This is a genomic window from Mesorhizobium sp. A556 (assembly GCF_054489545.1).
The window spans coordinates 140,320-153,571 of sequence record NZ_JBTMXA010000009.1 but is presented as its reverse complement, the minus strand read 5'-3'; the positions used below and the strand labels follow the sequence as shown (position 1 = coordinate 153,571).

Below are 13,252 nucleotides of genomic sequence, written 5' to 3'. Positions count from 1 at the left end.
TGAGCGATTGACGCCCCTGCCCGCGCCGACTAGTTTCCGCGCTGGAACTGGTGCCGCCGCAAGGTGGTTTAAAAGGGAACACGGTGAAGCCGGCAAACCGGCCGAAACCGAGACTGCCCCCGCAACTGTAACCGTTGAGCCTTCTTCCATTGGCCACTGAACGCGCTCGCGTGCTCGGGAAGGCGGAAGACCGGTAATGACACGGAAGTCAGGAGACCTGCCATTCCAGTCACCCATGCCCGAACACGAGGGGTGTTCAGGCGCGGTCGTCCGTGGCGGTGACACGATAACGTGTTGCCGCGCGCCGGGACGGTCGAGGGGGTGGAAGATCAACCCCGCCAATCGCTGGAACCAGAACGCGGCTTGAAATGAGCCAGGGGCGAACAGCTTCGCCTGCAAAGTTCTGGGGGTCGAATTGAAGAAGATAATCGGGGTGGCCGGCGCGTTGGCGCTGGTGCTGACAGGCCACGCGGGGGCGCAGGAAGCAGGCACGGACGCTTCCGGTGCAACGAAGCTCGACCGCATCCTCATCACCACGCCCTTGCGGCGTGAATCGTCGCTGGAACGGTCGACGTCATCGGTGACCGTGGTAAGCGAGGAAGAGATCAAGCAGTCGGCGGCTTCCGACCTGCTGTCCCTGTTGAAGGCCTATCCAGGCGTCACCGTGACCGCCAATGGCGGCATGGGCGCGGATTCGAGCATTTCGCTGCGTGGAACCACCGCCGCGCAGACGCTCGTGCTCGTCAATGGCGTGCGCGCAGGCTCGGCAACGTCGGGAACCGTCAACCTGTCCGGCATCCCGCTGGCTTCGATCCAACGCATCGAAATCGCCAAGGGCGGTCACTCCGCGCAATATGGCGCGGACGCTATCGGCGGCATCATCAACATCATCACCAAGCAGGGCGGCATCTGCGCCGACGGAAGCAAAAGCTGCGGTACGGTCACGGTGGGCGTCATACATCCCTGGGGTGGGTATCTGTCCGGCAATCTGCAAGGCCAGAGCGAAGACGGCACGAACTATTCCTTCGGCGCCCAAGTGCTGGGGACGCAGGGCTACGACTTCACCGTGCCTTCCGCCTATGGGCACGAGCCGGACAAGGACGGTTTCCGGCAAGGCTCGTTCAATTTCTCGCTGTCGAAGGACATGGACTGGGGCCGCATCTATTCCGATGGGCTTTATGCGCGTGGCCGCAACCAATACGACCGCCAGCCGGTGAACGAGGCCGATACCAGCAATTTCTCCGGCCGTATCGGCGCGCGTATCGACCATTCCGATAGCTGGTCGTCCACCGTCGAACTGATGACCGCGCTCGACTATGCCTCGAACTTCGGGCCGAGCGAAAAAGGCGACGATTTCGACACGCTGCGCTATGGCATTCTCGCCTCCACGCAAAAAACGTTCGAGGTCGGTGAAGCGAAACATACGCTGTCGGGCGGGGTCGAAGCCTATCGCGATACGGTCGATGGCAGTTCCATCTCCGCTGTCGCTTATGCCAAGACGGAACGCGACCTGACGGGCGTCTTCGGCCAATATTCGTTCGAGTACGAGGCGCTTACCGTCGATAGCGGCCTGCGCTACGATCACGACGAGCAATTCGGCAGCGCCACCACCTACAATATCGGCGCAAGCTACGAACTGACGGACGGGCTGGTGGCGCGCACCTCCTACGCCACCGGCTTTCGCGCCCCGACCTTCAACGACCTCTATTATCCCGACCCCTATCTGTCGGGTAACCCGGACCTGAAGCCGGAGCGGTCGCGGTCCTACGAAATCGGCTTGAACTGGCAGGCCACGACCCAGACAAGCCTCGACATGGCGGTCTATCGCACGCAGGTGAAAGACCAGATCAACTGGGCGCCCATCGACCCCAACGACGCGTGGGGGCCGTGGCACCCGGACAACATCGATCAGGTGCAGATAACCGGTTTTGAGGCGACCATGGCGCATGAATTCAACGCCGAGTGGAGCGGCCGGCTGGGCATCGACATTCGCGAGCCGCTCAACAAAAGCCCCGGCGTGCATGGCAAATACGTTGCCTATGGCGACCGCTTCAACGCCACCGCCGGGCTGACCTACAAGCCGACGACGAAACTCGAGCTTTCGGCCGCCGTCATCTATGGCAGGGCGCGCTATGCCGACGCCGCCAACCTCGTCAAATTGCCGGACTATGTGACGGCGGACTTCACGGCGCTCTATGCGCTCGACGAGCAGTCGCAGTTCAAGTTCTCGGTGGCTAATATCTTCGATGAGCAATATCAGACCAAACAGGACTACCGGGCTCCGGGGCGGACGATCGACCTGAGCTTCACCCGGTCGTTCTAGGAGCCTTGGCCATCATGACCGCCTCCCCGTCGCGGTGCCGCCTTTTCGGAACTGCCCTGGCGGCGGTCATGATGTCGCTTGTCTCCGCGGCGGTCGCCGCCGAACCTGGGCCGCAGCGCGTCGTTTCGATCAATTTGTGCACCGACCAGTTGGCGATGCTGATGGCCGGGCCTGGCCAGCTTCGGTCGGTGTCCTTCCTTGCTATCGAGAAGGGCACCTCGATGATGGTCGACGAGGCCGCCCATTACCGGCTCAACCATGGGCAGGCCGAGGAGATATTCCTGATGCGGCCCGACCTGGTGCTGGCCGGCACCTACACCGCCAAGGCAACGGTTGGCCTGCTCGAGGAACTCGGCTTCCGGGTCGAGCAATTCGAACCGGCTTCCTCTTTCGAGGACGTGCGGGAAAGCCTGATCCGCATGGGCGCATTGCTTGGCCGTGAACAGCGCGCCGCCGAACTGGTCGCGGAACTGGACAAGGGACTGGCCGACCTTGCCGCGCAAAAGGTGCCGGCCACAAATGCCGCCTTCTACTACGCCAACAGCTATACCTCCGGCTCCGGCACGCTGGCCGACGCCATCGTCAAGGCGGCGGGGCTGACCAATATGGGCGAGACGCTCGGCTTCAAGGGCATGACGCGGATGCCGCTGGAACTTCTGATATTCGCCAACCCGGACATCATCATCGAGGGCGACAGCCAATACAGCGCGCCGGTGCTGGCCAAGGAGAATTTTGTCCATCCTGCCTTCACCGCGCTTTCGGGCCGGGTCGTGCCCATACCTGATAAATACACGATCTGCGGCGCGCCGTTTACGCTGGAAGCCTCGCGCATGCTCCAGCGCGCCGCGCTTGGCCAAGGCAGCGACGCGCAATGAGCGACGCCCTGCGCTTCAAGCTGGTGCTGGCAGCCCTTGGCGTGCTCACGCTCGCTTTGTTCTTCCTGTCGCTGACGGTCGGGCCGGCGGCGGTGGCGTTCGGCGACAGCATACGGGCGCTGTTTTCCACGAACGGCGGCACGATTGCGCTGATCATGCAGGAAATCCGACTGCCGCGCGCTATTCTGGGGCTGATGATCGGCGCAACGCTCGGCCTGTCGGGGGCGACACTGCAAGGCTGGCTGCGCAACCCGCTGGCCGAACCGGCGCTGCTCGGCGTCAGCGCCTCCGCGTCGCTGGGCGCGGTGATCGCGATCTATACGGGCTTGTCCGCCCTGTTTCCGCTCGGGCTGCCGCTGGCGGCGCTGGCGGGTGCGGTTGCCGCCGTGCTGGTGGTGCAGGCGATGGCCGGCCTGCGCGGCGGCGCGCTCACCGTCATCCTCGCCGGTATTGCCGTGTCGAGCCTTGCCAGCGCCATGACAGCACTTGCGCTCAACCTGTCGCCCAATCCGTTCGCGGCCCTTGAAATCATGTTCTGGATGCTCGGCTCGCTGACCGACCGCTCGATGACGCATGTGTGGCTGGCCGGCCCGTTCATGCTGGCGGGATGGGCAATGCTGGCAAGCCTCGGCCGCTCGCTCGATGCGCTGACGCTGGGCGGCGATGCGGCCGCAAGCATGGGCGTCGACATGCGCCGGGTGCAGTTCTTGGCCGTGTTCGGCACGGCGGCTTGCGTCGGGGCGGCAACGGCCGTGGCCGGCGTCATCGGCTTCGTCGGGCTGGTCGTGCCGCATATGCTGCGTCCGCTGGTCGGCTCGCGGCCGTCGCGTCTTTTGCCGGCCAGCGCGCTTGGCGGCGCCTGCGTGCTTCTGGCGGCCGACACGCTGGTGCGCGTCATCGCGCCCGAGCGTGACCTCAAGCTCGGCGTGCTGACCGCCATCGTCGGCGCGCCGTTCTTCCTATGGCTGGTTTACAGGACACGGAGCCAGATGCTGTGAGCCTGCTTTCGGTCAAGAACCTCCATGCTTCGCTCGGCGGCAAGCCGGTGCTGAAAAACCTGTCGTTCGAGGTCGCCGCGGGCGAGTTCGTCGGCTTGATCGGGCCGAACGGCGCGGGAAAATCGACGCTGCTGCGTACCATCCTCGGTTTCATTCCGCATCAGGGCAGCGTTGCCGTCAACGGGCACGACGCAGCCACTTTGAGTGCACGCGAGCGCGCACGCCACGTCGCTTATCTGCCGCAGGAGCGCGACATCGCCTGGCCGGTTTCCGTCGAGACGGTCGTTGCGCTCGGGCGCTTCGCACACCGGCCAGCCCTTGCGGCAGCCAATGGCGCCGACAGGGAAATCGTAGAGCGCGCCATGCGACGCATGGAAATAGACGGATTTCGCGATCGATCGGCAATGGAACTTTCGGGCGGCGAAAAGGCGCGGGTGCTGATTGCCCGCGCCTTGGCGCAGGACGCGCCGCTGCTTCTGGCCGATGAGCCGGCCGCCGGTCTCGATCCGTCGCACCAGATCGCGCTGATGAAAACCTTCGCAACGCTTGCCAGCGAGGGGAACGGCGTTGTCGCCTCGATGCACGATCTCGGCCTTGCCGCGCGCTGGTGCTCGCGGCTGATCCTGCTCGACAATGGCGTCGTGGTCGCGGACGGTCCGCCCCGCGAGGTCTTGACGGCAGCTAGGCTGCGCTCGGTCTACCGCGTCGAAGCCTATTTCGGCGAAGCCGGAGAGCGGCCGATCATCCAGCCGCTCGACCTTATCGCGGCCGACCGCAAGCCCGGCTGAAGCGCTCCGGCTTGTCTTGGCATCTAGGTGGATTGGCCGCCCGCGCCACTTCTTTTGTCGTGGCGCGGGCTGTCGCTGTGATGTTCAGATGTTCTTGGCCGCCATCTCCTTGGCGATATATTCGGCCTGCCGGATCGCCAGGCTAACGATGGTCAGGGTCGGATTTTCTGCGCCGCCCGAGGTGAACTGGCTGCCATCGGACACGAACAGGTTCTTGATGTCGTGTGCCTGTCCATGTTTGTTGACGACACCGTCCTGCGGTTTCTCGCTCATCCGGTTCGTGCCCAGATTGTGCGTCGAAGGATAGGGCGGGGTCGGTAGGGTGCGCGTTGCGCCGACCGCGTCGTAGAGCGCGATCGACTGCTTGTAGGCGTGGTTGCGCATGGCGGTGTCGTTGGGATGGTCGTCGAAATGCACGTCGGCGATCGGCATGCCGTGCGCATCCTTTTCGTCGGCGTGCAGCGTGATGCGGTTTTCCTCGCGAGCCATGTCCTCGCCCACGATCCACAAGCCGGCCATGTGGTCGTAATGGTCGATTGCGGTGGTGAAGGAACGCCCCCAGGCGCCCGGATCGAGAAACGCCGCGGTGAACGGTATGCCAATCGACACCGTTTCAAGCTCGTAGCCGCCAACGAAGCCGCGCGAGGGATCGTGCCGCGCCTCGTCGCGGATGATGCCGGCCATGGTGGTGCCGCGATACATGTGCACCGGCTTGTCGAAGATCGCATAGACCGACCCCGTGGTGTGGCGCATGTAGTTCTTGCCCACTTGCCCGGACGAATTGGCGAGGCCGTCGGGGAACTGGCTCGATTGCGAATTGAGCAGCAGGCGCGGGCTTTCTATCGAGTTGCCGGCAACGGCGACGATGCGTGCCTTCTGCTCGTGCTGCTTGCCGTCCTTATCGGCATAGACCACGCCGGTGACCTTGCCGCTGGCGTCGTGATTGATCTTGATGACCATCGCGTTCGGCCGGACTTCGAGATGGCCGGTGGCTTCGCCCTTGGGAATTTCCGTATAGAGCGTCGACCATTTTGCGCCCCATTTGCAGCCCTGGAAGCAAAAGCCGGTCTGCTGGCAGGCCATGCGGCCGTCGCGCTCTTCGGAATTGATCGCCATGTTGCCGGTGTGACATTCCTTGTAGCCGAGCTTGTCGGCTCCAGCCTTCATTATCTTGAAATTGTTGTTGCCCGGCAGGCCGGCAATGCCATTGGTGCGCGTGACGCCCATCTTGTCCTCGGCCCTGGCGTAGTAGGGTTCGAGTTCGGCCAGCGTGATCGGCCAGTCGAGCAGGTTCGCCCCTTCCAGTTTGCCATAGTTGGTGAGCGTCTTGAACTCATGCTCCTGAAAGCGTAGCGACGCGCCCGCCCAGTGCACGGTCGAGCCGCCGACCGCCTTGACGATCCAGGCCGGCAGGTTGGGAAAGTCCTTCGCCACGCGCCAGCTGCCGGAAGTCGTGCGCTTGTCCGTCCAGGCGAGTTGCGCAAACGAATCCCATTCGTCGTTGATGAAGTCCTCATATTCGTGACGCGCGCCGGCCTCGAGGATGACGACGTCGATGCCCTTCTGGGCCAGTTCGTTGCCCAGCGTACCGCCGCCGGCTCCCGAGCCTACGATGACGACCACGCCGTCGTTGTTCAGATCAAATGGTGCTGCCATGGATTCCTCCCATGAGTGCTAATTCTTGTGATGCGGAAAAGGGCTCAGAGCCACTCAATGTCGTCGAAGCCACGCTCGATGTAGCCGCCCTTCGAATAGGACTCGCCCTCGTAGCCGAAGATCGGCCAGATCTCCTTCTGGTTGTAGAGGCCGACGACCAACCCGCCACGAATCGCCTGGAAGAACGGCGTTGTCTCGATCTGCTTCAGCACGGCGATGCGCTGCTCTTCCCAGCCAAGGCCGGTATAGCCGCCCTCGCCCGCCTTCTGGTCAAGGTCGGCTATGCCGTTTTCAATGAGATCCTTGTGGGCGGGATCCTTGCCGGCCTGCTCGTCATGGCCCTTGACGGCGATGGCATAATATTTGTCCGCAACTTGGTCGTGCGGATAGATGTCGCGCGCCATCTGGATCAGCGTCGCCATGGTTTCCGGCTTGAGCGCGGAGGTTTCAAGCCCCCAGGCATGCTCGGGGCTGATGACGGCGCTGCCGGAAATCACCAGTAGCGCGCCGACGCCACCGCGTTTCAGCAAGTCGCGGCGCGAAAGCCCTTTTCCGTCCGAAGACTTCGGCTTTCCATCGTAAATCGTGACCATATTTTCCTCCCTGGCTTGCTATGGGCGCTATCGGCGCCGTTGCTGGCTCGGCTTGCGAGCATTTCTCCTATTTGAAGCGACCGTGACGCTGCAGGACTTCGATCTTGTAGCCATCGGGGTCTTCGATGAAGAAGAAGCGGGCGAGCAGGACGCCGTCGTTCTTGAACTCGACAATGTTCTTCGGGTTGAACCCGAGCGCGCCCAACCGGTCATGCTCGCCATCGAGATCGTTCACCGAAACCGCAAGATGCCCGTAGCCGTCGCCAAGTGCATAAGGCTCGGTGCGGCCCTTGTTGACGGTCAGTTCGACCTCGAATGCCGCTTCGTCATTGGAGAGATAAATCAGCGTAAAGGTGTCGAAATCAAGCCGCTCGGCCACGGAGAGGCCGAACGCCTTCTGATAGAAATCGGTGGATCGGGCCTCATCGAGAACCCGGATCATGGTGTGGATCGCCTTCGCCAAATCGAAACTCCGCTTCGTCGTTCGGGAGCGATTATGGCGTTGCCGCAGCAAAGATGGTGGCAGCCCGTTACCACGCGCAAATTGCCGCAGCGCCAGAAGGGCGAAAGCCGGGTTGCCGTTTCCGTCTTTTTGAATGAAGAATGCTATTGGAGCGATTGTGACCGCCGGGCGAGCACTATCCTTCCCACGATCAAAGGCGACCAGGAGGTTTCGAGATGTGCAAGGTTTTTGCTGGCCAGGACCCGGACGGCTATCGGCAGATCAATCGCTCGATCCGCATTGACGGCCATTCGACCAGTATCCAGTTGGAGGCCACCTTCTGGGAATTGCTCGACGAGATTGCCGAAAGCCAGAACCTGAGCACGCCGAAATTCATTTCCAAGCTGTATGACGAGGCTATCGACATCAATGGCGAAATCCAGAATTTCGCGTCGATGCTGCGTACGACCTGCGCGCTTTACCTGCGGGGGCTTCGCCCATGCATGGAGGAATTGACGGCGCTCAGGCAAAAAGCCGCGATCAACAGCCTGGCGCTTCACCACGACGCATAGCCGCGCTCGAGCCTGGCCATTGCCGCCGGGGATTGCTTGACGAAAAGAATGCAAAGCCTGCGGTCCGATGCTGTTGCCGAGGCCGGAGAACTTGACTCGATGCCGCTGCCCATTTTTGTCATCAACCTCGACAGTTCGGTCGACCGCTGGACCACCCTCTCCGCGAGAGCGGAGCAGCTTGGCCTGGCCATCACCCGCGTCCCGGCCATAGACGGCCGCCTCCTGGACAGATCGGTGCTGGAAGGGTTCAGTGAGGTCCGGTTTCGCCTCTGCCATGGCCGGACGGCGCTTGCCGCCGAATATGGCTGCTATATGAGCCATCTGCGCGCCATGGACATGATCGTGGCGGGAGGCCACCCCTATGCCATCATCCTGGAAGACGATGCCTTGCTTGCCGACGATTTCGTCGCGCGCACGGATTCCATCGTGAAACTGGACAGGGAGGCAGGCGGCAATCGGCTTGGCGTGGTCAAGCTCTACAACCACCGCCTCAAGGGATTTCGCCGCAAGGCAACCACGGCGGCAGGCGACGAGATCGGCTCTTGCCTGCATGGACCACTGGGGTCGTCGATGGCCTATGTGGTAAGCAGGCAAGCCGCGCAACGCTTGCGGCAGCGCCTGTTGCCGATGTTTTTGCCCTACGATGTTGCGCTGGAAAGAGACTGGAGCCATGGCGTCCCCGTCTTCGAGACACGCCGGTTCCTCGTGTCGGAAGCCGATCAACGCACGACCACGATAGGCGGCAGATCGGTCTACAAGGCCACGAAACTTGCGTTGCCGATGAGAATTCCGGCGGCATTTTTCAGGGCTGCCGATTATGCAAGACGCTTCGTCGGCGCCTTGATCCGTCCCGCTATTTCCTGAGAGCCGCGCGGCAGCCGATCTCGTCTTTCCGGCGCCTGGCAAGCAGCGCCGTCAAGAGCAGAATGGTCACGGCGACATTCCTGTCGCCCAGCAATAGCCCGTGCAAAGATCCGTAGAACAGCAGGAACCCCAGGAAAATGAGCGCATTGACCCGGATGTCGTGATCCTTGATGCCGAAGATCCGCGTGAAGGCGACCGCAAAAAGGCCAATCAGGAAAACAAGACCAACCAGCCCTCTGGTGCGCAGTTCATCGAGCACGAAGAAATGAACATGGCTGTAGAGGGCGTAGATCCCGCGCTGGGCTTCGGGTATTCCCTGTTTTATCTGGCGCATGCTTTCCTCGCCGCCCAGCCCCAGCAATGGGTGTTCCTGGAAGATTTTTATCGCGCCTTTCCAAAGCGTTATGCGTATTCCGATACCGGTGACGTCCTTGTCGGCGGGAAGCACCAGACTGTCGACTTCCTTTGCCGTATAGACGGCGCGCTCCATGACGATATCGCTTGTCTGGTAGGCTACCGCAGAAAGCGCGACCAGGCCGGCCAGACTGAAGCCGATCAACCGCCGGGCACCCGCTTCACGCACCTTGACGAGAATAACCTCGCGCAGTTCGACGACGTCGATCAGCGCGGCGAAAACAAAAATCGGCAGCACGCTCCTCGTTCCCGTCATCAACTCCGGAACCAGCGCCAGATAAAACCACAGCCGGCTATTGGGCAGATAGCGAGGCGCTTCGCTCGCCTGGAACCGCGCCATCACGGCCATCATGCAGATCACGAAGGCCGCATTGGCGGCGTTGCCGCCGAGGCCGATTCGAACCTGGCCGTTCAAGCCTTCGAAAATGGCCACCACCAAGGTCACGATGAGGCCGACCCGCGCGCCGATCGCCATTTGCCGCAACGGGTCACGAATCAGGGCGAAGCCGGTGAACAGGGGAATGCCGAGCGCGAAGTACAAGGACAAGGTGATCCAGCGTATGTCTGCCGCGAACTCACCATGATAAAGGCCGATCGCCAGGGCTACGAGCGAATAGGCCAGCGCCGCCAGCGCGTAGTAGGGATCGATCAGGCGCATCGACCGGTGTCGCAGGATTATCAGGAAGATGCCGCCGCAGAGGATCAGGCCGAGGATAAGAATATCCAGGCCCAGCTTGACCGGGATGCAGGCAATGGCGATGGATAGAAGAACCGGATCGATGGCCCGCCGCCATAAGAACATGCGATGCAGTTTCCCGACCGCGGTCCGTGAAGGGGTCTCTTCGCTGTTCATACGCAACGCCCGATGAATGAAGGTCTATTCGTCCTCAACGCCGACGTCTGTCTGCCACGACGCCCCGACTGGACGCCCGCAGCGCGCTTCGCTGTGTTGACACAGATCTTACATTTCTCAAAGCTGATGCGCACTTCTCACCGGGTCATATCCTCTAACACGGCTTCCTCGCCAACCACGGCCGCCCAGTCAAGCGCCGACAGGGTCGCAGGCACCCGAATGTTGCGTCGAATTTGAGCGTGGACAGTCCCTGACTTGTCTTGCCGCCTCGCCGGGGCGTGTGCAAAGCCTTGATATCGATGGACTTCGTTTGACAAGGAAATGAATGAGCCTCTCCGATCCGTTCTTTGTCTCTCTGGCAGTCCTGGCCGCATTCTCCGTAGGGCTTTCGAAAGGCGGGCTGCCGGTGGTCGGTTCGCTCGCAGTTCCCTTGTTGACCCTGTCGATTTCGCCGGTCGTGGCCGCCGGCATGCTGTTGCCGATTTATGTGGGTTCGGACCTGATCGGCCTATGGCTGTACCGGCGGCATTTCAGCCGGCGCAATCTGACAATCCTCATTCCGGCCGGGCTTGCCGGCGTGTTTTTCGGCTGGCTGACGGCCGAATTCGTATCGAGCGACCACGTCATGCTGCTGGTCGGCGCGGTCGGGCTTTTCTATTGCGTCAGCAGCTTTCTCGCAAAACCGGATCGGGCGCCCAGCAAGGCTGCGGTCGCGCCGGGCCTGGTTTGGGGCACGCTCTCGGGCCTCAGCAGTTTCGTCGCGCATTCCGGCGGCGGGCCGTTTCAGGTCTATGTGCTGCCGCAAAAGCTCGAAAAGCTGGTCTTTGCGGGCACATCGACAATTCTCTTCGCGGTCATCAATGTCGCAAAGCTCCTGCCCTACTGGGCGCTTGGCGAGCTATCGGCGAACAACACGCGAATTACATTGTGGCTGCTACCGGTATCCATAGTGGGCGCCTATGTCGGCGCGCACGCGACGAGAATCATCCCCGATCTTCTCTTCTTCCGCGCGGTGAAGATCGTTCTCGCGGTCATCTCGATCAAGCTGATCTACGACGGCCTCACCTGAGGCGCTAAAGTTTGCGAATTGCCCCTTCTCCAAACCCCAATCCATGGCATAAGGGCCGCATGACAAACCTGCCCGACCCTACCCGCTTTGCCCATGTCACCGATTGGGTATTCGACCTCGACAACACACTTTATCCGCACCATTCGAACCTGTTCTCGCAGATCGATGTGCGGATGACGGCCTATGTGGCGGAACTGCTGGCGCTTCCGCGCGAGGATGCGCGCAAGCTGCAAAAGGAACTGTACCTTCAATACGGCACCACGCTGAACGGGCTGATGGAGTTGCATGGCATCGACCCGGACGATTTTCTGCAAAAGGTCCACGACATCGATTATTCGTGGCTGGTGCCGGATCCGGTGCTGGGAACGGCAATCCATCAACTGCCGGGCCGCAAGTTCATTTTCACCAATGGCGACCGCCGCCATGCCGAGCGCGCCGCGCGCCAACTCGGCATCCTCGACAATTTCGATGCCATCTTCGACATCGTCGCCGCCGGGCTGACGCCAAAGCCGGCGCGCCAGACCTATGAGAAATTCGTCGAACTCCACGCCGTCACCGGTCAGGCCACGGCGATGTTCGAGGATCTTGCGCGCAATCTTTCGGTGCCGAAAGCGCTGGGGATGACGACCGTGCTGGTCGTGCCGAACAATTTCGAGCCGACTTTTTCCGAAATATGGGAAAGCGATCCCGCCCATGAGGACGATGTCGATTTCGTTACCGACGATCTGTCGGGATTCCTGAACGCGATCGTGAGCGCGAATGCGGGAGTAGGGACAAGATAATTGATAGCAGGGAATGGCTTCCCTATTCCCTATTCCCTATTCCCTATTCCCTATTCCCTATTCCCTATTCCCAGCTTGTAGAATCTTCTGACGATGTCCCATGCTTCGTCGGCGGTATCGACATAGTCGATGATGTCCTGGTCGCCGGGCGTGATGGTGCCTTGCTCGGCCAGGAAGTCCAGATCGAGCGCGCGGCTCCAGAAGGCCTTGCCGAACAGGATCACCGGAACGCGCTCCATGCGGCCGGTCTGGATCAGCGTCAGCGTCTCGAAGAATTCGTCCATGGTGCCGAAACCGCCGGGGAATACGGCAACCGCCTTTGCGCGCATGACGAAGTGCATCTTGCGGATCGCGAAATAGTGGAAATTGAAGCATAGCTCCGGCGTCACATAGATGTTGGGCGCCTGTTCGTGCGGCAACACGATGTTGAGGCCGATGGACGGCGCGCCAACGTCGGCGGCGCCGCGATTGCCCGCCTCCATCACGCCGGGACCGCCGCCCGTCACCACCACGAATTCGCGGTAGTAGGAGGTGGCCGATTGTTGCGAGCACAGGCGAGCGAATTTGCGCGCCTCCTCGTAATATTTGCTGTTTTCTTCGAGATTTTTCCTCTGCGTCTCATTCTTCGCCGCCCATGCGTCGCCGCCCGGTTCAGGGATGCGCGCGCCCCCGAACAGGATCACCGTCGAGCGGATGCCGCGCTCGGCCAGGATCATCTCCGGCTTCAGCAATTCGAGTTGCAGCCGCACGGCGCGCAGTTCGCGCCGAGTCATGAAATCCTCGTCGTTCCAGGCCAGGCGATAGGTCGGCGCGCGCGTCTGCGGCGTATCGGGCACGCTTTTTGCCCGTTCCAGATCCTCGTCCGAATGCGGAAGCGGCGTCCAGCTCGCTTTTTCCTCGGTGTTCATGCCCAAAATCCCCAAATGCTGCCTGTTTGGCGCACGCCACGGCGCCGTGCTGATTGACCGACCCCGGACCTTAACATAGGGTCCGCGCGATTTTGGAACAGGTTAAGGGCCAGCC

The 13,252-nt window shown here is 61.7% G+C and carries 13 protein-coding genes and 1 riboswitch; of the genes, 8 read left to right on the top strand and 5 right to left on the bottom strand.

Annotation, left to right across the window (positions count from 1 at the left end):
• The first annotated feature begins 31 nt into the window (after positions 1-31).
• A riboswitch (cobalamin riboswitch) is annotated at positions 32-239 on the top strand.
• A gap of 176 nt (positions 240-415) precedes the next feature.
• From ACX3P0_RS17975 to ACX3P0_RS17960, 4 genes are all read left to right on the top strand, one after another.
• Positions 416-2,323: a TonB-dependent receptor plug domain-containing protein gene (locus ACX3P0_RS17975; protein ID WP_459090560.1), complete on the top strand. Its 1,908-nt coding sequence runs from the start codon at positions 416-418 to the stop codon at positions 2,321-2,323.
• Between the two features lie 68 nt (positions 2,324-2,391).
• Positions 2,392-3,198, top strand: coding sequence for an ABC transporter substrate-binding protein (locus ACX3P0_RS17970; protein WP_459090558.1), 807 nt, complete (start codon positions 2,392-2,394; stop codon positions 3,196-3,198).
• On the top strand, positions 3,195-4,196 hold the full coding sequence (locus tag ACX3P0_RS17965; RefSeq protein ID WP_459090556.1) for a FecCD family ABC transporter permease: 1,002 nt from the start codon (positions 3,195-3,197) through the stop codon (positions 4,194-4,196). Before ACX3P0_RS17970 ends, ACX3P0_RS17965 begins: the two co-directional genes overlap by 4 nt.
• Positions 4,193-4,984 (top strand): ABC transporter ATP-binding protein, encoded by a 792-nt coding sequence (locus ACX3P0_RS17960; RefSeq protein WP_459090554.1) that lies wholly within the window; start codon positions 4,193-4,195, stop codon positions 4,982-4,984. Before ACX3P0_RS17965 ends, ACX3P0_RS17960 begins: the two co-directional genes overlap by 4 nt.
• A gap of 84 nt (positions 4,985-5,068) precedes the next feature.
• Here the strand turns inward: ACX3P0_RS17960 and ACX3P0_RS17955 are convergent, their stop codons facing one another.
• From ACX3P0_RS17955 to ACX3P0_RS17945, 3 genes are all read right to left on the bottom strand, one after another.
• Entirely contained in the window at positions 5,069-6,640 is a 1,572-nt protein-coding gene (locus tag ACX3P0_RS17955; RefSeq protein ID WP_459090552.1) for a GMC family oxidoreductase, read from the bottom strand.
• Positions 6,641-6,684: 44 nt separating this feature from the next.
• On the bottom strand, positions 6,685-7,233 hold the full coding sequence (locus ACX3P0_RS17950) for a twin-arginine translocation signal domain-containing protein (RefSeq protein ID WP_459090550.1): 549 nt from the start codon (positions 7,231-7,233) through the stop codon (positions 6,685-6,687).
• A 67-nt stretch (positions 7,234-7,300) separates the two neighbouring features.
• Positions 7,301-7,696 carry a VOC family protein gene (locus ACX3P0_RS17945; RefSeq protein ID WP_459090548.1) on the bottom strand — a complete coding sequence of 132 codons (396 nt, stop codon included), beginning with the start codon at positions 7,694-7,696 and terminating at the stop codon, positions 7,301-7,303.
• Between the two features lie 215 nt (positions 7,697-7,911).
• Here ACX3P0_RS17945 and ACX3P0_RS17940 point away from each other — a divergent pair, with 215 nt between their 5' ends.
• Complete coding sequence (locus ACX3P0_RS17940; protein ID WP_459080239.1) at positions 7,912-8,247, top strand: ribbon-helix-helix domain-containing protein; 336 nt, start codon at positions 7,912-7,914, stop codon at positions 8,245-8,247.
• Positions 8,248-8,346: 99 nt separating this feature from the next.
• Positions 8,347-9,111: a glycosyltransferase family 25 protein gene (locus ACX3P0_RS17935; protein ID WP_459090546.1), complete on the top strand. Its 765-nt coding sequence runs from the start codon at positions 8,347-8,349 to the stop codon at positions 9,109-9,111.
• Here ACX3P0_RS17935 and ACX3P0_RS17930 read toward each other — a convergent pair.
• Entirely contained in the window at positions 9,101-10,327 is a 1,227-nt protein-coding gene (locus tag ACX3P0_RS17930; RefSeq protein WP_459090544.1) for an O-antigen ligase family protein, read from the bottom strand. The two genes, ACX3P0_RS17935 and ACX3P0_RS17930, sit on opposite strands and share 11 nt — an antisense overlap.
• Before the next feature lie 376 nt (positions 10,328-10,703).
• On the opposite strand from ACX3P0_RS17930, the gene ACX3P0_RS17925 reads away from it, so the two are divergent.
• Together ACX3P0_RS17925 and ACX3P0_RS17920 are read left to right on the top strand one after the other, a co-directional pair.
• A complete protein-coding gene (locus ACX3P0_RS17925) occupies positions 10,704-11,447 on the top strand; it encodes a sulfite exporter TauE/SafE family protein (protein ID WP_459090542.1) in 744 nt (247 codons plus the stop codon).
• Between the two features lie 59 nt (positions 11,448-11,506).
• Positions 11,507-12,229, top strand: coding sequence for a pyrimidine 5'-nucleotidase (locus ACX3P0_RS17920; RefSeq protein ID WP_459090540.1), 723 nt, complete (start codon positions 11,507-11,509; stop codon positions 12,227-12,229).
• A 50-nt stretch (positions 12,230-12,279) separates the two neighbouring features.
• Here the strand turns inward: ACX3P0_RS17920 and ACX3P0_RS17915 are convergent, their stop codons facing one another.
• Positions 12,280-13,137, bottom strand: coding sequence for an LOG family protein (locus ACX3P0_RS17915; RefSeq protein WP_459090538.1), 858 nt, complete (start codon positions 13,135-13,137; stop codon positions 12,280-12,282).
• Positions 13,138-13,252: the final 115 nt, after the last annotated feature.